General features: G+C 69.8%; 20 protein-coding genes. 9 read left to right on the top strand and 11 right to left on the bottom strand.

Going from position 1 to position 20761, the window contains the following annotated elements; all coding sequences use genetic code 11:
• Window positions 1-190: 190 nt before the first annotated feature.
• Window positions 191-1693, top strand: coding sequence for a S10 family peptidase (locus D180_RS09610; RefSeq protein WP_043090723.1), 1503 nt, complete (start codon window positions 191-193; stop codon window positions 1691-1693).
• Window positions 1694-1950: 257 nt separating this feature from the next.
• Here D180_RS09610 and D180_RS09605 read toward each other — a convergent pair whose 3' ends face one another.
• Together D180_RS09605 and D180_RS09600 are read right to left on the bottom strand one after the other, a co-directional pair.
• Window positions 1951-3072 (bottom strand): inorganic phosphate transporter, encoded by a 1122-nt coding sequence (locus D180_RS09605; RefSeq protein ID WP_043090722.1) that lies wholly within the window; start codon window positions 3070-3072, stop codon window positions 1951-1953.
• Window positions 3073-3160: 88 nt separating this feature from the next.
• Window positions 3161-3787, bottom strand: coding sequence for a DUF47 family protein (locus D180_RS09600; protein ID WP_017911076.1), 627 nt, complete (start codon window positions 3785-3787; stop codon window positions 3161-3163).
• Window positions 3788-4045: 258 nt separating this feature from the next.
• On the opposite strand from D180_RS09600, the gene D180_RS09595 reads away from it, so the two are divergent.
• Both D180_RS09595 and D180_RS09590 read left to right on the top strand, forming a co-directional pair.
• On the top strand, window positions 4046-5389 hold the full coding sequence (locus tag D180_RS09595; protein WP_017912619.1) for a hemolysin family protein: 1344 nt from the start codon (window positions 4046-4048) through the stop codon (window positions 5387-5389).
• Window positions 5373-6035, top strand: coding sequence for an exopolysaccharide biosynthesis protein (locus D180_RS09590; protein ID WP_017912618.1), 663 nt, complete (start codon window positions 5373-5375; stop codon window positions 6033-6035). The genes D180_RS09595 and D180_RS09590 overlap by 17 nt, the downstream gene beginning before the upstream one ends.
• Before the next feature lie 32 nt (window positions 6036-6067).
• Here D180_RS09590 and D180_RS09585 read toward each other — a convergent pair whose 3' ends face one another.
• Together D180_RS09585 and D180_RS09580 are read right to left on the bottom strand one after the other, a co-directional pair.
• Window positions 6068-6256, bottom strand: a complete 189-nt coding sequence (locus D180_RS09585) for a hypothetical protein (RefSeq protein ID WP_017912617.1) — start codon at window positions 6254-6256, stop codon at window positions 6068-6070.
• A 201-nt stretch (window positions 6257-6457) separates the two neighbouring features.
• Complete coding sequence (locus tag D180_RS09580; RefSeq protein WP_017912616.1) at window positions 6458-7456, bottom strand: LLM class flavin-dependent oxidoreductase; 999 nt, start codon at window positions 7454-7456, stop codon at window positions 6458-6460.
• Window positions 7457-8011: 555 nt separating this feature from the next.
• Between D180_RS09580 and D180_RS09575 the strand changes: the two genes are divergently transcribed.
• Window positions 8012-8818: a glucose 1-dehydrogenase gene (locus tag D180_RS09575; RefSeq protein WP_043090721.1), complete on the top strand. Its 807-nt coding sequence runs from the start codon at window positions 8012-8014 to the stop codon at window positions 8816-8818.
• Between the two features lie 140 nt (window positions 8819-8958).
• Here D180_RS09575 and D180_RS09570 read toward each other — a convergent pair whose 3' ends face one another.
• Both D180_RS09570 and D180_RS09565 read right to left on the bottom strand, forming a co-directional pair.
• Window positions 8959-9696, bottom strand: a complete 738-nt coding sequence (locus tag D180_RS09570) for a sulfurtransferase (RefSeq protein ID WP_017912614.1) — start codon at window positions 9694-9696, stop codon at window positions 8959-8961.
• Between the two features lie 95 nt (window positions 9697-9791).
• Window positions 9792-10157 carry a DUF6164 family protein gene (locus D180_RS09565; RefSeq protein WP_017912613.1) on the bottom strand — a complete coding sequence of 122 codons (366 nt, stop codon included), beginning with the start codon at window positions 10155-10157 and terminating at the stop codon, window positions 9792-9794.
• Between the two features lie 67 nt (window positions 10158-10224).
• Between D180_RS09565 and D180_RS09560 the strand changes: the two genes are divergently transcribed.
• Window positions 10225-10668, top strand: coding sequence for an FKBP-type peptidyl-prolyl cis-trans isomerase (locus tag D180_RS09560; RefSeq protein WP_017912612.1), 444 nt, complete (start codon window positions 10225-10227; stop codon window positions 10666-10668).
• A gap of 13 nt (window positions 10669-10681) precedes the next feature.
• Entirely contained in the window at window positions 10682-11944 is a 1263-nt protein-coding gene (locus D180_RS09555; protein ID WP_017912611.1) for a TIGR03862 family flavoprotein, read from the top strand.
• A 26-nt stretch (window positions 11945-11970) separates the two neighbouring features.
• On the opposite strand, the gene D180_RS09550 is transcribed toward D180_RS09555, so the two are convergent.
• The 4 genes from D180_RS09550 to D180_RS09535 all read right to left on the bottom strand — a co-directional run bounded on the left by D180_RS09550 (window position 11971) and on the right by D180_RS09535 (window position 17852).
• On the bottom strand, window positions 11971-14157 hold the full coding sequence (locus D180_RS09550; protein ID WP_017912610.1) for a diguanylate cyclase: 2187 nt from the start codon (window positions 14155-14157) through the stop codon (window positions 11971-11973).
• A gap of 139 nt (window positions 14158-14296) precedes the next feature.
• Window positions 14297-14773, bottom strand: coding sequence for a GNAT family N-acetyltransferase (locus D180_RS09545; RefSeq protein WP_043090724.1), 477 nt, complete (start codon window positions 14771-14773; stop codon window positions 14297-14299).
• A 17-nt stretch (window positions 14774-14790) separates the two neighbouring features.
• Window positions 14791-16413, bottom strand: coding sequence for an FMN-binding glutamate synthase family protein (locus D180_RS09540; RefSeq protein WP_017911088.1), 1623 nt, complete (start codon window positions 16411-16413; stop codon window positions 14791-14793).
• Between the two features lie 149 nt (window positions 16414-16562).
• The gene (locus D180_RS09535; RefSeq protein ID WP_039729525.1) at window positions 16563-17852 is read right to left on the bottom strand and encodes a nucleotide sugar dehydrogenase; all 1290 of its coding nucleotides are present in this window, start codon (window positions 17850-17852) and stop codon (window positions 16563-16565) included.
• A gap of 365 nt (window positions 17853-18217) precedes the next feature.
• Between D180_RS09535 and D180_RS09530 the strand changes: the two genes are divergently transcribed.
• A complete protein-coding gene (locus D180_RS09530; protein WP_017911090.1) occupies window positions 18218-18541 on the top strand; it encodes a hypothetical protein in 324 nt (107 codons plus the stop codon).
• Window positions 18542-18556: 15 nt separating this feature from the next.
• Complete coding sequence (locus D180_RS24175) at window positions 18557-18733, top strand: hypothetical protein (protein WP_010341034.1); 177 nt, start codon at window positions 18557-18559, stop codon at window positions 18731-18733.
• A gap of 77 nt (window positions 18734-18810) precedes the next feature.
• Here the strand turns inward: D180_RS24175 and D180_RS09525 are convergent, their stop codons facing one another.
• A complete protein-coding gene (locus D180_RS09525) occupies window positions 18811-19791 on the bottom strand; it encodes a LacI family DNA-binding transcriptional regulator (protein WP_017912608.1) in 981 nt (326 codons plus the stop codon).
• A 161-nt stretch (window positions 19792-19952) separates the two neighbouring features.
• Here D180_RS09525 and D180_RS09520 point away from each other — a divergent pair.
• Window positions 19953-20761: HPr family phosphocarrier protein (locus D180_RS09520; RefSeq protein ID WP_043090720.1), on the top strand; the 809-nt coding region annotated here is incomplete at its 3' end.

Below are 20761 nucleotides of genomic sequence, written 5' to 3'. Positions count from 1 at the left end.
GGAACAGGCTTAGCGGCAGGCGAAAACGAAGGACGGGCATGCGCAGCGGACCGGACACGGGACGGACCGGCGATTGTAGCCAGTGCCGATGAACCGGCATGGCGCCCGCCACCGACCATGGCTTTGTGCACATCCGCCGCGCCGACGCCGCGGCCTAGCATGCCGGCTCCCTTCCTGCGAGCGACCGCCCGTGCCGACCTTCCCTTCCGTGCTGCTGGCCGTACTGCTGGCGGCGATGCCGATGACCGCGGCGCTGGCCGCCGATGCCGATGCGGGCAATGCCGACAAGGGCGACAAGCCCGCCGCCGCCGAACCGGCGCCGCTACCGGCCGACGCACAGACCAGCCAATCCACCCAGCTCGACGGCCGCACCCTGCGCTACACGGTCAAGGTCGGCACGCTGCCGGTGAAGGACAAGCAGGGCAAGGTCGTCGCCGACGTGGTCTATACCGCCTACACCATGGACGGCAAGGACCGTCCGGTCACCTTCGCGCTCAACGGCGGCCCCGGCGCGGCCTCGGTGTACCTCAACCTGGGCGCGATCGGGCCGAAGGTGGTGGCGTTCGGCAGCGAGGGCGACAGCGCCTCGGCACCGGCGCAACTGCGCGACAATCCCGGCACCTGGCTGGACTTCACCGACCTGGTGTTCATCGACCCGGTCGGTACCGGCTTCAGCCGCTCGCGTATCCCCGACGAGCAGGCCAAGAAGCAGTTCTACAACCCGCAGGCCGACATCGAATACCTCTCGCGCACCATCTACGACTGGCTGCTGAAGAACCAGCGCCTGCAGTCGCGCAAGTACCTGGTCGGCGAAAGCTACGGCGGCTTCCGCGGCCCGCGCATCACCCACTACCTGCAGACCAAGCTCGGCGTGGCGATGAACGGCGTGGTCCTGGTCTCGCCGTATCTGAACCCGACCCTGGACGACAACGGCGACGTCTCGCCGCTGCCGTGGATGCTGACCCTGCCGTCGATCACCGCCGCACGCCTGGAACGCGAGGGCAAGCTGACCCCGGAGGCGATGCGCCAGGTGATCGACTACACCCGCGGCGACTACGTCACCGCGCTGCTGCGCGGCCGCTCCGACCCGGCCGGCACCACCCGCATGATCCAGCAGGTGACCGCGATGACCGGCCTGGACCCGGCCTTCGTGCGCCGCGCCGGCGGCCGCCTGGAGACCCAGGCCTACCTGCGCGAGGTGTTCCGCGACAAGGGCGAACTGGGCAGCCGCTACGACTCCAACGTCACCGCCTTCGACCCGTTCCCCAACGCCCCCGAGCAGCGCGCCAACGACCCGCTGCTGGACAGCATCATCGCCCCCACCACCACCGCGATGGTCGATTTCGTGACCCGCGTGGTCGGCTGGAAGGTCGACGCCCGCTACGAGGCGCTGAACTACGACGTGAACCGGCTGTGGGACTGGGACGACGAACTGCGCAAGGGTTCGGTGACGCAGTTGCGCCAGTCGGTGGCGATCGACCCGAAGCTGCGCGTGCTGATCGTGCACGGCTGGAACGACCTGTCGTGCCCGTTCATGGGCTCGGTGCTGACCGTGGACCAGATGCCGGTGATGGGCAACGACCCGACCCGCGTGCAGGTCAAGAACTACCCCGGCGGCCACATGTTCTACAACCGCGCCGACAGCCAGCGCGCGCTGCGTCAGGACGTGATGGCGATGTATCGGGCGAATTGATGGGAATGGGGAATTGGGAATGGGGAATCGCAAAAGCGGTTCCCCAGTCGTCGAGACAATACCCCGACCTGCGTGGTTCGGGAGTGCTATCGCGATGGAGTCACTTGGCTACGCGACGTCGCCACGCAGGCAACACTCGTTGCGACAAGAGGACGTAAGACGTATCCAGATTCCTTTCGGAGGGCGACATCGTCACCGTTCGCGGGAAATCTACGCTTTTACGATTCCCGTTTCCCCACTCCCGATTCCCGACTCCCTCACACCCACCCAGCCAAGGCGAATCCGCGGAAAATCAGATACGCCACGCCGGCAGCGGCCGGGATCGTCAGGATCCAGGCCCAGACGATGCGTTCGATGACGCCGAAGCGCAGCGAGCGCGGGTTCTTGGCGAAGCCCACGCCCATGATCGCGGTGGAGATGCTGTGGGTGGTGGACACCGGCATGCCGAAGTGCGCGGCCAGGGTCAGGATCGTGGCCGAGCTGGTTTCCGCGGCGAAGCCGTGGATCGGATGCAGTTTGACCATCTTGTGGCCCAGGGTCTTGATGATCTTCCAGCCGCCGGAGGCGGTGCCGGCGGCCATCACCACCGCGCAGGTCAGCACGATCCAGGTGGCGATGCCCTGCCCCTGGCTGGCGTCGGGATGCAGGAACGCCAGCCACGACGGCAGGTCGTCCAGGGCGCCGGTGCTCTGCGCGCCGATCAGGGTCATGGCGATGATGCCCATGGTCTTCTGCGCGTCGTTGTGGCCGTGCGCATAGCCCATGTATGCGGCCGAGGCGATCTGCGCCTTGCCGAAGAAGGCATTGACCCAGCGCGGCCGCGCCAGCCGCCCGAGCGGGCCGCCCAGCTTGGCCAGGCCGGCGATCGCCGCCCACAGCAACAGCATCACCGCGATGCCGAGCAGGAAGCCGGCGATCGGCGAGGTGACCATCGGCACGAACACCTTCCACAGCAGGCCCTTGTTCTTGGCCCAGTCGCCGAGGTTCTGCGACCAGATCAGCGCGCCCCAGTCGTTGTGCGCGGCGGCCAGGCCGGCGCCGCACAGGCCGCCGATCAGCGCATGCGAGGACGAGGACGGCAGGCCCTTCCACCAGGTGATCAGGTTCCAGACGATGCCGCCGAGCAGCGCGCACAGCACCACCTGCGGGGTCACCGCGATCACGTCGGTATTGAGCAGGCCGGAGGCGATGGTCATCGCCACGGCGGTGCCGGTCAGCGCGCCGACCAGGTTCATCGCCGCGGCCAGCATCACCGCCCAGCCGGGGCTGAGCACCTTGGTGGCGACCACCGTGGCGATCGAGTTGGCGGTGTCGTGGAAGCCGTTGATGAACTCGAACACCAGCGCCGCCAGGATCACGATCAGGACCAGGGTCAGCATCGGCGCGCCTCCACGCACGCGGCGGCGGCGGCGGCCGGCGCGCGCAGGGCGCCACGGCCGCGCAGGCAGCAACTCCGCAGCGCGTCCATCAGGAGTTCTTCAGCACGATCTGGTAGACCACCACGCCGGCCTCGCGGCAACGGTCGATGGCCTTCTCCAGGATTTCGAAGAACTCCTTGAGCAGGAACATCTGCAGGTTGTCCAGGCGCCCGGAGTAGATGTCGCGGTACAGCTCCAGCATCAGCCGGTCGGCCTCGTTCTCCAGCGAGCGCAGCTTGTCGTTGAGCGCGCTCATCCGGTCCAGGTTCATGTGGCGCAGGTCGTGGACCATCTCGACCACCACCGCCGCGGCCTGCTCCAGCATCGCCGAGCGCGGCGCGAAATCGATGTGCTCCAGGTGCTGGATCGCCAGCGAATAGCGATCGGCGAACTTCTCCACCTGCTTGGGGATCTTGTACAGGGCCGAGCCCAGGGCCTCGATGTCCTCGCGCTCGATCGGGGTCATGAAGCTGTCCACCAGCGCCTGGCCGATCTTGTCGGACGCGGCGCGCTCGCGCAGGCGCGCCAGCTTGAAGCCGTCCAGCGCCGGCTGCCGGTCGGACTCGCGCATCATCGCGTGCAGGGCCTTGGTGCTGTCGTAGGCGGCCTGTGCCGCCTCGTCGAGCAGGGTGTAGAACTGCTTGCCGGAACCGAAGATGGTCTGCAACGAAAACATGCAACGCGCTTCCCGCCGTCGCGGGGAGGACGGCACTGGGGCGGAATTATGACTGTTTGCTGACACCTGCGGGTAGTCGCGGCCCCGGGCCGGCCCTGGCGACGTCGGCGCGGCGTGGACGCGACCCCCGCCCGGGTTTGTTACCATCGCCGCCGCGCCCTTCGCGGGCGCACCCTATGGACGACCACCCCACATCCCCTCCCCCGCGCCGCAACGGCGCCCATGTCCCCGCTTTCCTTGGCGCCAAGGAGCGCGCGCATGCTTGAACTGTTGATCGTTGCAGCCCTCATCCTGCTCAACGGTTTCTTCGCGATGTCCGAGATGTCGCTGATGACCTCGCGCAAGAGCCGGCTGAAGCAGATGGCCCAGTCCAGCACGCGCGCGGCCAAGGCCCTGGCGCTGGCCGAGAACCCCGAGCACTTCCTGTCCACCGTGCAGATCGGCATCACCGCCATCGGCATCCTCACCGGTGTCTTCGGCGGCGAGGCCATGGGCGTGGCGATCGCGGCCAAGCTGCAGGCGCTGTTCCCGGCGCTGGCGGCCAACTTCACCCTGTTCGGCGATCCGCAGCCGTGGTCGGCGCTGATCGGCAAGACCCTGGCAATCGTGCTGATCACCTTCCTGACGCTGATCTTCGGCGAACTGGTGCCCAAGCGCCTGGCCCTGACCCGTTCGGAGGTCATCGCCGGCTTCGTCGCCATCCCCATGGGCTGGCTGGCCCGGATCGCCGCGCCGTTCGTCTGGGTGCTGTCGCGCTCGACCCGGCTGGTGCTGCGCCTGCTCGGCCTGGGCAAGGAGGAGTCGGCCTCGGTGACCGAAGAGGAGATCCGCATGCTGGTGGCCGAGAGCCACGAGGCCGGCGTGATCGACGCGCACGAGCGCGACATGATGAACCGGGTCATGCGCCTGGGCGACCGCACCGCCGACAGCCTGATGACCCCGCGCAACCGCATCGCCTGGCTCGATGCCAACGCCGAGCCGCAGCGCAACCTGCAGGTGATGCGCGAACACGAGTTCTCGCGCTACCCGGTGTACCGCGGCAGCGACCAGGACATCGCCGGCGTGCTGGAGGTGAAATCGCTGGTCACGCGCATGGACGGCGACGCCACCCAGTTGTTCCAGAGCCTGCGCGACACCTTGTTCGTGTCCGAGTCCACCCACGCGATGAAGCTGCTGGAGATCTTCCGCGAAGAGCAGCAATCGATGGCCCTGGTGGTGGACGAGTACGGCGAGATCCAGGGCCTGGTGACGATCAGCGACCTGATGGGCGCGGTGGTCGGGCGCCTGCAGTCGGCCGACAACGCCGACGAGGACGCGCTGGTGGTGACCCGCGCCGACGGCTCGCTGCTGATCGACGGTTCGCTGGCGATCGAGGACCTGCGCGAACTGCTGGGCGGCGCCGAGCTGCCCAGCGCCGAGGAAGGCGACTACAACACCCTGGCCGGCCTGTGCATCTACTACTTCGGACGCATCCCGCACGCCGGCGAGTTCTTCGACTGGGCCGGCTGGCGCATCGAGATCGTCGACCTGGACGGCGCGCGCGTGGACAAGCTGCTGCTGCGCAGGCTGCAGGACGAGAACAGCGATGACATCACCGGGTGACGCACCCGGCGGTGCGCCGCACGAGGGCGACCACGGCTACAGCGCCGAGGGCATCCGCACCCTGCTCGACACCTTCGTCCTCGGCGACCCGGACGAACACCTGCGGCTGCGGCTGATCCTCGCCGACCTGCAGCAGAGCGCGTTCGGCGTGTTCCTGTTCGTGGCGATCCTGCCGGCGTTCCTGCCGGTGCCGGGCCTGGCCGGCGGCATCAGCGGGCCGCTGGTGACGCTGATCGGCCTGCAGATGCTGATCGGCCTGCGCAAGCCGTGGCTGCCGCGCTTCATCGGCGAGCGCGGGCCGCGCCGCCGCACCATGCAACGCTTCGTCGGCCGCATCGCGCCGTGGCTGCGACGCCTGGACCGACTGCTCAAGCCGCGCCTGCCGGCGCTGGTCGATACCCTGCCGGCGCGCGCCTTCAGTGGGCTGCTGCTGATCGTGCTGGGGATCCTGCTGTCGCTGCCGATCCCGTTCACCAACTACGCCTTCGGCGCGATGCTGTTGCTGTTCGCGCTGGCGCTGCTGGAACGGGACGGCGGACTGATGCTGCTGTCGTGGCTGGGCAGCATCGCCGTGGCGCTGAGCCTGGGATTGGCCTCGGACCAGGTGGTCGACCTGGGCCGGGAGTGGATGCACAAGCTGCGCTGAGCGCGCGCGGCAGTGGAGCGCCCGCTGCCCGCTTACTTCACCAGGTACAGTTCCGTCTCGCTGGCGAACACGTTGCGCATGTGCGACGGCCGCACGGACGCACCCTTGGCCGGGCGTTCCTGCGTCTGGGCGCGCAGGCGCTCCAGGCATTTGCTCATCTGTTGCAAGGCCGCCTCCAGTCCACATTCGTGCCCCGGCGCCATCGGATGCTGTGCGTTCATTGCCGATCCCCCTGTTCGCGTCAGTTGTACGGCCGTGTCCCGAGGCCGAACGCCACGCTGATGCGCGACGCGAAACGATGACATACCCGGGAAAATCAAGACATCGTGAAAGCGGTGCGCGGTGTGATGCCCATCAACGCAAATATGGCAATGAGCGCCCGCGCGCGTCTGCGCGTGTAGACACCCGCGCAGATACGCGCATTACGCGGCCGCGGCGACCTGCGTCCAGGCCTCCGACGCCAGTTGGAACGAGCGCAAGCGCGCCGCGTGGTCATGGATGTTGGCGGTCAGCAGCAACTCGTCCGGGCGGTGCCGCGCGACGAAGTCGGACAGCCCATGTGCGACCGCGTCGGCATCGCCCAGCACTGTGCAGGCCAGTGCGCGTTCCACCCCCAGCTTCTCGTGCGGCGCCCAGAACGCCTCGATGTCGTCGATCGGCGGCGGAATCAGCCCGGGGCGGCCGCGGCGCAGGTTGACGAAGCTCTGCTGTTGGGTGGTGAACAGACGCCGCGCCTCGGCCGTGGACGCGGCGGCCACCACGTTCAGGGCCAGCACCGCGTATGGCGCCTGCAGGCGCGTGGAAGCGCGGAACTCGCGGCGATACACCGCCAGCGCCTCGTCCATCGCGTCCGGGGCGAAATGCGAGGCAAAGGCGAACGGCAGGCCCATCGCCGCAGCCAGGCGCGCGCTGAACAGGCTGGAGCCGAGCAGCCACACCGGCACCTCGATGCCGGCACCGGGCACGGCGCGCACCAGTTGTCCGTCGACTGCCGGCTCGAAATAGCGCAGCAGTTCGGCCACGTCGTGCGGGAACTGGTCCGCACTGTCGAAGTAACGGCGCAACGCGCGTGCCGTGGCCTGGTCGGTGCCGGGTGCGCGCCCCAGCCCCAGGTCGATGCGACCGGGATACAGCGAGGCCAGCGTGCCGAACTGCTCGGCCACCTGCAGCGGCGCATGGTTGGGCAGCATGATGCCGCCGGCGCCGACGCGGATGCGCCTGGTGCCGCCGGCCACATGCCCGATCAACACGGCGGTGGCGGCGCTGGCGATGCCAGGCATGTTGTGATGCTCGGCCAGCCAGTAGCGGTGGTAGCCCCAGCGTTCGGCGTGCTGGGCCAGGTCCAGCATGTTGGCGAAGGCGGCGCTGGTGTCGCTGCCTTCGCAGACCGGGGCGAGGTCGAGAATGGAGATCGGCATCATGGTGAGGCGGGTTCCTGCAAGCGATGCCGACGAGATGGGGGCGCGCGGCGTCGCTTGCAGGGGGCGCGACCGGAACGCTGATTTGCGCTGGATGTGGATGTGGGTGTGGGTGTGGGTGTGGGTAGGAGGATGCTTGGCTGGCGGTCGTACCCTCACCCCAACCCCTCTCCCGGTGGGAGAGGGGCTTTGGACTTTTCCTTCTCCCGCCGGGAGAAGGTGCCCCGCAGGGGCGGATGAGGGTCGGGCGAAGCCTCGCATCGTCAGATCCAGGCGAGCGCTGCGCGCTCCGTACCCTCACCCCAACCCCTCTCCCGGTGGGAGAGGGGCTTTGGACTTTTCCTTCTCCCGCCGGGAGAAGGTGCCCCGCAGGGGCGGATGAGGGTACGGGCGAAGCCTCGTGTCGCCAAACCCCCGCGAGCGCTGCGCGCCGTACCCTCACCCCAACCCCTCTCCCCAGGGGAGAGGGGTTGGGGTGAGCTGCACTACGGCGCTACCACGCCGGTTGCACGGTGCGCCGGCTACGCTGGCGCCCCCTGCTTTCTCCTGGTCGCCGCCATGCCGCTGATTCCATCGCCCGCCCCCGTCCCAGTCCTGCCCTTGCGCGACCGTGTGGTGCTGGTCACCGGCGGCGCCCAGGGCATCGGCCGCGGCGTGGTGCAGGCGGTGCTGGGCGCTGGCGGCAACGTCGTGTTCGGCGATCTCGATGCCGATGCCGGGCGTGCCTGCGTGGCCGAGCTGGACGTTGGCGAACGCCTGCTGTTCCGTCGCGTCGACGTGGCCGCCGAAGCGAGCGTGCGCCGCTTCGTCGATGCCGCGCTGACCCGGTTCGGCCGCATCGATGGTCTGGTCAACAACGCCGGGATCGCCGATCCGCATACCGGCCCGCTGGCGCAATTGTCGCTGCGCGAATGGAACCGGCGGCTCGGGGCGAGCCTGGGCGGTGCGTTCCTGTGCAGCAAACATGCCCTGCCGGCGTTGCGCGACAGCCGCGGCGGCGGCGCCATCGTCAACATCGCCTCCACCCGCGCGCAGCAGTCCGAACCGGACACCGAGGCGTACGCCGCGTCCAAGGGCGGACTGGTGGCCTTCACTCATGCGCTGGCGATCAGCGCCGGGCCGGCGGTGCGGGTCAACTGCATCAGCCCCGGCTGGATCGCCACCGACGCCTGGCGCAAGCCGAATGCGCGGCGCACGCCCAAACTGTCGCGCCAGGACCATGCGCAGCACCCGGCCGGGCGGGTCGGTGAGCCGCCGGACATCGGCGCGCTGGCAGTCTATCTGTTGTCGGCGCAGGCCGGCTTCATCACCGGCCAGGAATTCGTGGTCGATGGCGGGATGACGCGCAAGATGCAGTACGCCTGACGGCGTGGGGATTGGGGATTGGGGATTCGGGATTGGGGATTCGTTAAAGCAGGTGTTGCCTCACCTGACGGGCCACTTGCATAGCTGGCAGCAACCCGCCTTTGCCAATCCCAAATCCCGACTCCCCAATCCCGCGGCAATCAGCCGCCCACCAGCGGCTCCAACTGCGGATCCAGCGCCACGCGTTCGTCGAAGACGAAGCAGCGGCCGTCGTAGCCTTCGCCGCCCACTTCCTCGAAATAGCCGAGGATGCCGCCGTCCAGTTGCAGCACGTTGTCCATGCCGTCGGCGCGCATCCACAGCGCCGCCTTTTCGCAGCGGATGCCGCCGGTGCAGAAGCTGACCACGATGGCATCGGCCAGGGCCGGGCGATGCGGGGCCAGCGCCTCCGGCAGGTCGGTGAACTTGACGATCGGCAGGGTCAGCGCGCCGGCGAAGGTGCCGTAGACCACTTCCTGCGCATTGCGCGTGTCCAGCAGCACCACGCGCCGGCCATCGTCGTCGTGCCCCTGGCGCAGCCAGCGCTGCAGGGTGGCCGGGGCCACCGTTGGCGCGCGCTCGGCCTCCAGCGGCGACGCTGCATCGCGGCGGAAGCTGATGATCTCCGGCTTGACCTTGACCTTCAGCCGCGCGAACGGCTGCTGTGCGCTGGTGCTGGACTTCACGCGCAGGTCGGCGAAGCGCGGATCGGCACGCAACTGCGCGTAGAAGCCGTCGATCGCCGCCGGCGTGCCGGCCAGGAACAGGTTGATGCCCTCGCCCGCCACCAGCACCGTGCCGCGCAGGTCGCCGTCCTGCGCCCAGGCGTGCAATTGCGCGGCGAGCGCGTCGGGGTCGGCGATGGCGACGAAGTGGTAGGCGGCGGTGTTGGCGATCATCGGTGCATTTTAGAGCCTGCGGCGCATGCCCGCTGCAGGAAACGGCCGCCCCACCGCACACTGGCACCTCGGCGACGCGTGTTGCAGCGTCGCCGCTAGCCGCGCAGCAGCAGGAACGGCAGCAGCACCAGCGAAGCGACCAGCAGCATGCCCAGCAGCGTCGCCAGCACGAACAGCGGGCGCTGCCGCAGCAGGCTGGCGAAGGTCTCCGCGCTGCCGTCGCGCAGCGCCGCGGCACGCTCGGCGCGGGCGCGTTCGCCGCGCTGGGCCTGGTACTCGGCCAGCAGCGTCTTGGCCCGCGCCTGCTCGGCGTCCTCGCGCAACCAGATGCCACCGGCGGAGATGCCGAAGGTGCCGGCGCGGGTTTCGTAGTAGCCGATGCCGGCGGCGTCGAGCAGCGCGCAGACCTCGGCGCGTTCGTCGTCGGGCACGTGGCGCAGGTTGAGCAGCAGTTTGGCCATGCGCCGCATGATAGCCGCTGCGGCGATGCGCTACCCTTGCACGTCCTGCCCGCCGTGGACGTCCCGCATGCGCCGAATCCTGCTGCTGTTGAGCCTGTCGTTGCCGGCGTGGCTGCTGATTGGCTGCACCCCGCCGGGTCCGCCGCCCGGCGGCAGCATCGCCGCGTTCCAGGCCACCGACGAGCGCGTCGGCGACGGCGCCGAGGCCCGCCCCGGCAGCCGGGTCACCGTGCACTACACCGGCTGGCTGTACGACGAGAACGCCAAGGACAAGCGCGGCGAGAAGTTCGACGCCTCCGCCGACCACGGCCAGCCCTTCAGCTTCGTGCTCGGCGCCGGCCAGGTGATCCGCGGCTGGGACGAGGGCGTGGCCGGCATGCGCGTGGGCGGCAAGCGCCTGCTGATGCTGCCGTCGGACTACGGCTACGGCGACAGCGGCGCCGGCGGGGTGATCCCGCCGGGCGCCTCGCTGGTGTTCGAGGTCGAACTGCTCGATGTCCAGCCGCGTTGAGCCGACTGCGCCGATGCCCGCCAGCAAGCACGCCGCGCCGGTGCGCGGCCGTCTCGCCATCGTCGGCGGCGGCCCGGCGGGGCTGATCGCCGCCGAGACCGCGCGCGCCGCCGGCGCCGAGGTCGACGTATACGAGGCCAAGGGCTCGGTGGGACGCAAGTTCCTGATCGCCGGCAAGGGCGGCCTCAACCTGACCCACTCCGATCCGTTCGAGCGCTTCGTCGCGCGCTATCGCGAGCGCGCGACGGCGGTCGGCGAGTGGCTGGCCGACTTCGATGCCGACGCGCTGCGCGCCTGGGCGCAGGCGCAGGGCGTGGAGACCTATGTGGGCAGCTCCGGCCGGGTGTTCCCGCTGGATCGCAAGGCCGCACCGCTGCTGCGCGGCTGGGTGCGGCGGCTGAAGGACACCGGGGTGCGCTTCCACGTGCAGCAGCGCTGGCTGGGCTGGGACGCGGACGGCGCGCTGCGCTTCGCCGGTGCCGACGGCGAGCAGCGCGTGCAGGCCGATGCCTGCGTGCTGGCGCTCGGTGGCGGCAGTTGGCCGCAACTCGGCTCCGACGGCGCCTGGCAGGACACGCTGCGCGCGCGCGGCGTGGAGGTTGCGTCGCTGCAGCCGGCCAACTGCGGCTTCGACGTGGACTGGAGCGCCTATTTCCGCGAACGCCACGCGGGAGCCCCGCTGAAGCCGGTGGTCGCGCATTGGCACGATGCGCAGGGCCAGGCACAGTCGCTGCAGGGCGAGTGCGTGGTCGGCGAGCACGGCATCGAGGGCAGCCTGATCTATGCGCTGGCCGCGGATCTGCGCGATTCCATCGCCGCACACGGCCCGGCCACGCTGTGGCTGGACCTGGTACCGGGCCGCGACCTGCCGCGGCTGCAGGCCGAACTGGGCAAGCCGCGCGGCGGCCGCAGCTTCGGCGAACACCTGCGCCGCCAGGCCGGCATCGACGGGGTCAAGGCGGCGCTGCTGTTCGAGATCCTCGGCAAGCAGGCCGGCCAGGATCCGGCGCTGGCCGCGGCCACGCTCAAGCGCCTGCCGCTGACCCTGCTGCGCCCGCGCCCACTGGCCGAGGCGATCAGCAGCGCCGGCGGCGTGCGCCTGGAAGCGTTGGATGCGCAGCTGATGCTGCGGGCGCTGCCCGGCACCTTCTGCGCCGGCGAAATGCTCGACTGGGAAGCGCCGACCGGCGGCTACCTGCTCACCGCGTGCTTCGCCAGCGGCGTGCGCGCCGGGCGCGGCGCGGTGGCCTGGCTGCAGCGTCAAGCCGCGCACTGACCTCCAGCGCACGCGGCACGCGGCGCTCAGAGCACCGCGATCTGCACCCGCGCCTGCGGATCGCGCTTGGCCACGTACATGGCCTCGTCGGCGCGCTGGGTGAGCAGCACCGGATCGAAGCCGGGGCCGGCCTGCACGGCGATGCCGATGCTCGGCTGCAAGGGCAGGTGCCGACCACTGACCTCGCAGCCGTCCGCGCACGCCTCCATGATCCGCGCCGCGGCCGCCAGCACTTCGCGCCTGGCGTCGGCCAGGCCTTCCAGCAACACCACGAACTCGTCGCCACCCAACCGTGCGATGCTGTCCTGCCCGCGCAGGCAACGCTGCAGCAGCCGCGCGAAGTGCACCAGCAACGCATCGCCGACGTGATGGCCGAAACGGTCGTTGACGCTCTTGAAGTCGTTCAGATCCAGGAACATCACCGCCACCTGGCCCTGGCCACGGCGCTCGTTCATGCGCCGCCGCAGGGTCTGGTTCCAGGCCATGCGGTTTGGCAGCCCAGTCAGTTCGTCGCGCAGCGCGCGCTCTTCCAGCAGCCGCGCCAATCGGGTCTGCCCGGTGATGTCGCTGATCATCAGATGCAGGCCGATCCGCTGCGGCGCCAGGGCCACGTCCGGAATCAGGCTGAAATGCATGATCCGCAACGCATCGGTGGCATCGCACAGCTCGGCGTCGAACTGCGCCGGCACGCCCTGCAGCGCCGCCGGCAGGTGGGGTTGCAGCAGGGCCAGTTGCTGCGGATCCAGCACCTCGTGCAGGCGGCGGCCGACGATGCGCTCCGGTGCCAGCGCGAACCACTCCGCATATGGCCGATTGACGAACTGGTAGCGCAGGTCGTGGTCGAGATAGGCGATCAGCGCCGGCGCGTTGTCGGCGATGGTGCGTAGCTGCGCTTCGCTGTCGCGCAGGCGGTGTTCGGCCAGATGCTGCTCGGTGATGTCCTGGATATGGGTGACGAAGTGCAGCGGACGCTGCTGTTCGTCGCGCACCAGCGACACCGACAGACGCGCACGCACGGTATGGCCGTCGCGATGGCGGTAGCGCTTTTCGCTGCGGTAGTCGCTGCGGCGGCCGGCGATCAACGCGGCCACCTGTTCCATGTCCTCGGCCAGGTCCTCGGGATGGGTCAAATCCTGGAAGCGCAGTTCCAGCAGCTCGGCGCGGCTATAGCCGAGCATCGCGCACAAGGCGTCGTTGACGTCCAGCCAGTGCCCTTCCAGCGAGACCAGCGCCATGCCGTGCGCGGCCGCCGAGAACGCGCCGGAGAAACGCTGCCCGGCCAGCAGCGCCGCATGCGACGCCGCGCGTTCGACGCTGACGTCGCGCATCACGCACACCGCGCCCAGGCTGCGCCCATCGCGGCCCTCCAGCCGTTCCGCATTGCACAGCACGCTGCGCGGCGGTTGTCCCTTGGCGGCGATCACCATTTCCGCATCGCGCACCGATTCGCCGCGCCACGCACGGACCAGTGGCACCTCGTCACTGGTCAGCAGCCGCTGGCCGCTGGCGTCGAACAGGTCGAAGTACTTCGCCCACTGTTCGGGCGGCAAGGCGCGTGGATCGGCGCCGTGCCACTGCCGCGCCACCTGGTTGAACTCGCCCAGCGTGCCGTCGGCCTGGCACGACACCACGCCGTCGGGCATGGTTTCCAGCAGCAGGCTCAGCGTCTTGGCCTGGTCGTGGGCGATGCGCGCGTCGCGGCGCGCCTCCAGATGCGCGGTGACCTGCCTGGCCAGGCGCTGCAGACCTTCGCGCTGGCGTGCGTCCAACTGCCGTGGACGGATATCGATCACGCACAGGGTGCCGTAGCTGTAGCCCTGGTCGCCGATCAGCGGCATGCCAGCGTAGAAACGCAGGTGTGGCGCGCCGCACACCAGCGGGTTGCCGGCGAAACGCGGATCCAGCGTGGCGTCCGGCACCTCCAGCAACTGCGGCTCCAGCAAGGCATAGGTGCAGAACGCCATCTCGCGCGGATACCCGGTGGTGCCGGCAGGCAGGCCGCAACTGGCCTTGAGCCATTGCCGGCGCTCGTCGATCAGCGAAATCAGCGCGATCGGCACCTCGCACAACTGGCTGGTCAGCCAGATCAGGTCGTCGAACGCCGGTTCCGGTGCAGTGTCCAGCATCCCCAGCTCGGCCAGCGCGCGCAGGCGCTCGGCTTCGTCGACGGGCAGCGGCGCGGGAACGACGTCGGGGACCGAGGGCTGATTCATGCGCGGCAAGCTGAGAAGGAACCGGCACGATAACGGGCGGCGGCAGCGATGGCGAGCATGCGTGACCGATGCGGCGATGCAAAAAAGCGAACGCCCCGCCCCTTCGCCGTCACAACGCACCGGTTGTGGGATGCCTACCTCACCGCACCGCCAGCGCGGCGCGCTTCTCCATGAACACGCAATCGAGGGCGATCCCGCTGGGATGGGGGTAGGCTCCCTCGCGCAGCACGGCATAGCCCTGCGCAAGGTAGAACGCCACCGCATTCAGCGCCGCGGCGAGATGGATGCGCGGACACGGCGCCAGGCGCTGCTCCAGCGCCTGCAGCAGGCGCCGGCCGAGACCGCTGCCACGCAGCGCCGGGTCCACGAACAGTCCGTCGATCTCGGCACCGGCCAGGTCGACGACGCCGAAGCCGAGCACGCGACCTTCACGGTCCTCGGCGACGATCGCGCCGCCCGCAGCCACCAGACCGCAATACGATGCCGGCGGCGGCGCTGCGGACCAGCGCACGATCACCTCCGGTGGGTAGTGGCTGCTGCAGACCTCGCGCACACAGCGGGTGCGCAACGCCCACAGCGTCGGGATGTCTTCGGGCACCCCGGGCCGCAACCGTATCGGCGACGCCGCCGTGCTCATTGCGACTTGCTGTCGCGCAGGCGGCGGATGCGTTCCGGTGGCTGGAACGAATCGCTGCGCGCGTCGCCCCAGTAATCGTGGAAGACCGCATGGTCGGGGACCGTGCGCAGCAGTTCGCCCGGCTCCAGGTAGCGGTACAGCGAGGCCAGCGAGCGGATCTCCACCTGCGAGATGCGGCGCAGGATGTGCTCCGGCCCCAGTTGCGAAGGATGCGTCAGCCCGGCGGCACTGAGCAGTTCGCGCAGCGCCTTGAGCGTGTTGGCGTGGTAGTGCGCGACCCGGGTGGCCTTGTCGGTGGGGTCCAGGTGCTGCCAGCGACGCCGGTCCTGGGTGGCGATGCCAGTCGGGCAGCGGTCGCTGTGGCAGCTCAGCGACTGGATGCAGCCCAGCGCGAACATGAAGCCGCGCCCGGCGTTGCACCAGTCCGCGCCCAGCGCCAGGGTGCGCGCGATATCGAAGGCGCTGGTGATCTTGCCGGCAGCGCCGAGCTTGATGCGCTCGCGGATATCCAGCCCGACCAGGGTGTTGTGCACCAGCAGCAGGGCCTCGTGCATCGGCACGCCGACATGGTCGATGAACTCCGCCGGCGCCGCGCCGGTGCCGCCCTCGGCGCCGTCGACGACGATGAAATCCGGGTACAGGCCGCTTTCCTGCATCGCCTTGGCGATGGCGAACCACTCCCAGGGGTGGCCGATGGCCAGCTTGAAACCGGTGGGCTTGCCGCCGGACAGTTCGCGCAGCCGCGCCACGAACTGCAGCAGCTCCAGCGGCGTGGAGAACGCCGAATGCCGCGACGGCGAGACGCAATCCTGGCCCATGGCGACGCCGCGGGTGGCGGCGATCTCGGCACTGACCTTGGCCGCCGGCAGCACGCCGCCGTGGCCCGGCTTGGCGCCCTGCGAGAGCTTGATCTCGATCATCTTGACCTGCTCCAGCGTGGCGTTGGCGACGAAGCGCTGCGGGTCGAAGCGCCCCTCCTCGTCGCGGCAGCCGAAGTAGCCCGAGCCGATCTCCCACACCAGGTCGCCGCCGCACTCGCGGTGGTAGGGCGAGATCGAGCCCTCGCCGGTGTCGTGGTAGAAGCCGCCCTGGCGCGCGCCGGCGTTGAGCGCGCGGATGGCGTTGGCCGACAGCGCGCCGAAGCTCATCGCCGAGATGTTGAACACGCTGGCCGCGTACGGCTGCGCGCAGCCGGCGCCGATGGTGACGCGGAAGTCGTGGTCGGCGATCTTGCAGGTGGCCAGCGAATGGTTGATCCATTCGTAGTCCGGTGCGTAGGTGCTGCGCTGGGTGCCGAACGGCACCACGTCCATCACGTTCTTGGCGCGCTGGTACACCAGGGCGCGCTGCTGCCGCGAGAACGGCGCCTCCTCGATGTCGCTCTGCAGGAAGTACTGGCGCATCTCCGGGCCGACCGATTCCAGGCCGTAGCGGAAATGCGCCAGGATCGGATAATTGCGGCGCAGGGTGCTGCGGGTCTGCAGCAGGTCCACGGTGCCCAGCACCGCCAGCACCGCGAAGGCCGCCACGCCCCAGCCCCACAGCGGCCAGATCGCACACAGGGCGATGGACAGCGCCAGCAGCACGCAGCTGGCGATATAGGCTAGGTAGCGGTGCATCGCGGTCCTCGCAGGCATAGTAAGCCGGCGAGTGTAGAGGGTGTCGCGGTCATGGCGTTGCAACCGCCATCGGGGCCGCTTGGCGCAGGTACAGCCAGCGCATGCCATGCGCCGGTGACACCAGACGGTACGCGCGCCCGAGAACTGCGCTACAGCCGGTCGTCCACCGCCGCGCGCGGCCACACCGACTTGACGTCGTAGACCACCAGGTCGGGTGTGCCGAGCGCGCGGATCTGCGCTGCGTCCAGGTCGCGGTAGGCCGCGTGCGCCACCGCCAGCACCACCGCGTCGTAGCGGCCGGGCACCGGCTCGGGCAGCAGGTCCACGCCATGCGCCTGCGCCGCCTGCGGATCGGCCCAGGGATCGCAGGCATCGACGCGGGCGCCGGCCGCGGCCAGCGCCTGCACCAGCTCCAGCGCGCGGCTGTTGCGCAGGTCCGGGCAGTTCTCCTTGAAGGTGACGCCGAGCACCAGCACGGACGCATCGGCCATCGCCACGCCCTTGCCGGCCAGCAGTGCCTGCACCCGCGCGGCGACATGCGCGCCGACCCGGTTGTTGACCTGGCGCGCGGTGTGGATCAGGTCCGGGTGGTAGCCCACGCTCTCGGACTTGTGCAGCAGGTAGTACGGATCCACGCCGATGCAGTGGCCCCCGACCAGGCCGGGCCGGAACGGCAGGAAGTTCCACTTGGTGCCGGCCGCGTCCAGCACGTCCTGGGTATCGATGCCGAGGCGGTCGAAGATGAGGGCGAGTTCGTTGACCAGGGCGATGTTGACGTCGCGCTGGATGTTCTCGACCACCTTGGCCGCCTCGGCCACGCGGATCGACGGCGCGCGCCAGGTGCCGGCCGCGATGATGCCGGCATACAGCGCGTCCACCGCATCGGCGGCGGCCGGGTTCGAGCCCGAGGTGATCTTGCGGATGTCGGCCAGGCGCCGCTGGCGGTCGCCGGGATTGACCCGCTCCGGGCTGTAGCCGCAATGGAAGTCGACGTCGCAGCGCAATCCCGAGCCCTGCTCCAGCAGCGGCACGCAGACTTCCTCGGTGGTGCCCGGGTAGACGGTGGACTCGTAGATCACCAGGTCGCCGCGCTTGAGCACGCCGGCCAGCAACTCGCTGGCCTGGCGCAGCGGCTGCAGGTCGGGCTGCTCGTGCGCGTCGATCGGGGTCGGCACGGTGACGATGTACACGTTGCGGTCACGCAGCGCCGCCGCGTCGTCGCTGTAGCGCAGGTGCACGCCGGCGCGCAGTTCCTCGGCCTCCAGTTCCAGCGTCTGGTCGTGCCCGTCGCGCAGTTGCGCCACGCGCTGCGCATCGATGTCGTAGCCGAGCGTGTCGTGGCGGGCGCCGAACGCCACCGCCAGCGGCAGGCCCACATAACCGAGGCCGATCACGGCGATGCGCGGCGGCGCGGAGTCGAGCACGGGAGCAACGGGCATGCCAGTCCTTTGCGGGCACCAGCGGCGGCGGCCGTCGGCGCGTGAGGGGGAAACGGGGTGCCCGCGGACGCGGACCTCGTGCATGGTAAGCCGCCGCAGCGGCGCGGACCAAGTCGACCGGCGGAACGCCGGGATCGCATGTGCGCGCCTCGTCTTCACGCGCCGCATCGGACGCCTTCACAACGCTGTGCGTGAAAGTCGGCGTCCAACATCACGCTTTGTCGCCGCGCAGGTGCGCGTCTTGTCATCCACACCACATGAGCACCACCTCACCTTTACGCGCCGCGGCCTAGGGTGATGGAGCGGTGGCTGCCAGGGGGGGCACCCTCCGCCTCCCTCTTTCCTCTCACTCAAGGAGAACTCGCGTGAGTCACGCTCCGAGCCTGCTCGTGGATGTCGAAGCCGAATTGGCGCATTGGAAGGCGCTGCACGCGGCGGGCAAACTGGGGTCGCAGTCGTTCAGCGAACATGCGCGCCTGATCAAGATGGCCTGCGATGTGTTCCTGCAGTTGCCGCGCGAATCCAACGACGTGCGATTGCAGCGCCTGCGTCAGCGCTACGACGCCGAACACCCCTGGCCGCGCATCGCCTGGAGCGATGCCGAAACCCTGGTCGTCGCCTGCTGGGCACGCCTCGACGGCTCCGAGCAGCACGACCGCCATCCGGATCCGGCGCCCACCCCCGCCTGATCCAGGAGGTTCGTCATGTCCCCGCCCGCCAACCGCGACAACGCCCACGATTCCCAGCAACGCAGCCACACGCCGGACAAGATCCACAACGACGACGCGCAGTGGAAGGATCGCGACCAACCCGATAGCGACCCCAAGCGCGACCACGCCGATCCCGAGCACGACTATCCTCGGCCGGACGGCAGCGAGTAAGGACGCCACGACTCCCGCTGCGGCACACCACGGTCGCCGCAGCGGCATCCCTGCCCAACCGCACCGAACGCCGACGGTCAGCGCAGGCTCGAGCCGCGCACGATGCAGCGGCCACTGAGCACCACCTTGCGGGTCGGCTGCGTCGGCGCATTCATCCGCTCCAGCAGCAACGACATCGCGGTGCGTCCCATCTCTTCCACCGGCTGTTCGATCACGGTGATCCCGGGCTCGACCAGGTCGGTCCAGCTTTCGTTGTCGAAGCCGGCTAGCGCCAGATCCTGCGGAATGCGCAGGCCGGCCGCGCGCGCGGCCTTCAGCGCGCCCATCAGCAGCAGGCTGTTGCTGGCCACCAGCGCGTCCGGTCGCGGCGTCTGCGCCAGCCAGGCCTGGACCTCGGCGATCGCCGCCTCCGCGCTCGGTGCCACCTCGCGGTAATCCGGCGTCAGCCCGTGCCCGCGCATCGCCTCCAGATAGCCGTCGCGGCGCTCGGCGGCAGTGCTGCTGGTCTTGCCGAACAGGCCGCCGATCCGGCGCACGCCGCGGCCGACCAGATGATCGACCAGCGCCGCCATCGCCGCGGCGTTGTCCAGCACCACGCTGTCGTGCGTACCGCTCTTGCCGGCGCGGTCCAGCAGCACCACCGGATGATCGAAGGTCAACTTGCCCAGCTGGCTCTGGGTGGTGCGGGTGGGGGCGAAGATCAGCCCGCTGACCCGCTCTTCCTGCATCAGTTGCAGATACAGCGCCTCGCGCTGCGGATCCTCGTCGGTATTGCACAGGATCACGCGCATGCCGGCGCGGTAGGCCACGTCCTCGACTGCGCGAATGGCCGCGGTGAAGAACGGATTGCGGATGTCGGCGACGATCAGCCCCACCACCCCGGAGTGCTGCGAGCGTAGCCGCCGTGCCATCAGGTTGGGGCGGTAGCCGGTCTCGCGCACCGCCGCTTCCACCCGCGCCCGCACCTCCTCGCTGACCGGGCCGTGGCCCAGTGCGCGCGACACCGTCGAGGTCGAGACGCCGGCGACGCGCGCCACGTCGTGGATGCTGACACTCACCGGCAACGTTCCCGCTTCTTTTCCATGTTGACCCCCTGTCGTGTGGCGCCACCAGATAGTAGCACCAGGCTTTTCCGAAAGAATTGTGCACTGCACATTGACGATAGACTGGGAACGTTCCCACACTGCGCCCACTTGCCGCCCACCCTCAAGGATTCCGCGTGTCCCAGACGCCCGCCTCTCCCCTGGTTTCCAGCGACCTGGTCCGGGTCGATGTCCAGGCCCGCGACAAGGCCGACGCAATCGCCCAGGCGGCGCAGTTGCTGGTCGCCGCCGGCTGCGTGCCGCCGGCCTACGAGGCCAGCATGCTGCGCCGCGAAGCGCTGGCCAACACCTTCCTGGGCCATGGCGTGGCGATCCCGCACTGCACCGGCGAGGACCGCCACCTGGTGCGCCGCGACGGCATCGCGGTGCTGCAGCTGCGCGACGGCGTGGAGTGGAACCCGGGCCAGACCACGCACCTGGTGGTCGCCATCGCCGCCCAGTCCGACACCCACATCACCGTGCTGCGGCGCCTGACCCGGCTGATCCAGGATCCGCCGAAGCTGGAGGCGCTGTTCGCCAGCGACGACCCGCAGGCGATCGTCGCCGCCCTGAGCGAGGATGCGGCCGCCGCCGCGCCCACCGCCCCGGCCAGCGACCTGGCCGAGCGCTTCGACTGGACCGTGCGCTACCCCACCGGGCTGCACGCGCGCCCGGCCACGCGCTGGGTGGAAACCGCACGCGGCTTCGCCGCGCGCATCCAGGTGCGCGCCGGCGACCAGGTCGGCGACGCGAAGAATCTGGTGTCGCTGCTGCAGCTGGGCCTGCACGCCGGCGACACCGTGACCATTTCGGCCGAAGGCCAGGACGCCGCCGCGGCGCTGGCACGGCTGCGCAGCGTGATCGACGGCCTGACCGCACAGGAGCAGGCCGACGCCGACGCTGCCGCGCAACGTCGCGCCGCGCCGGTCGCCGGCTGGACCCCGCC

It is taken from the genome of Xanthomonas sp. SHU 166 (genome assembly GCF_000364685.1).
GTDB classification, from domain to species: domain Bacteria; phylum Pseudomonadota; class Gammaproteobacteria; order Xanthomonadales; family Xanthomonadaceae; genus Xanthomonas_A; species Xanthomonas_A sontii.
The sequence above is the reverse complement of the archived record's forward strand: the minus strand, read 5'-3'. Positions and strand labels throughout refer to the sequence as shown.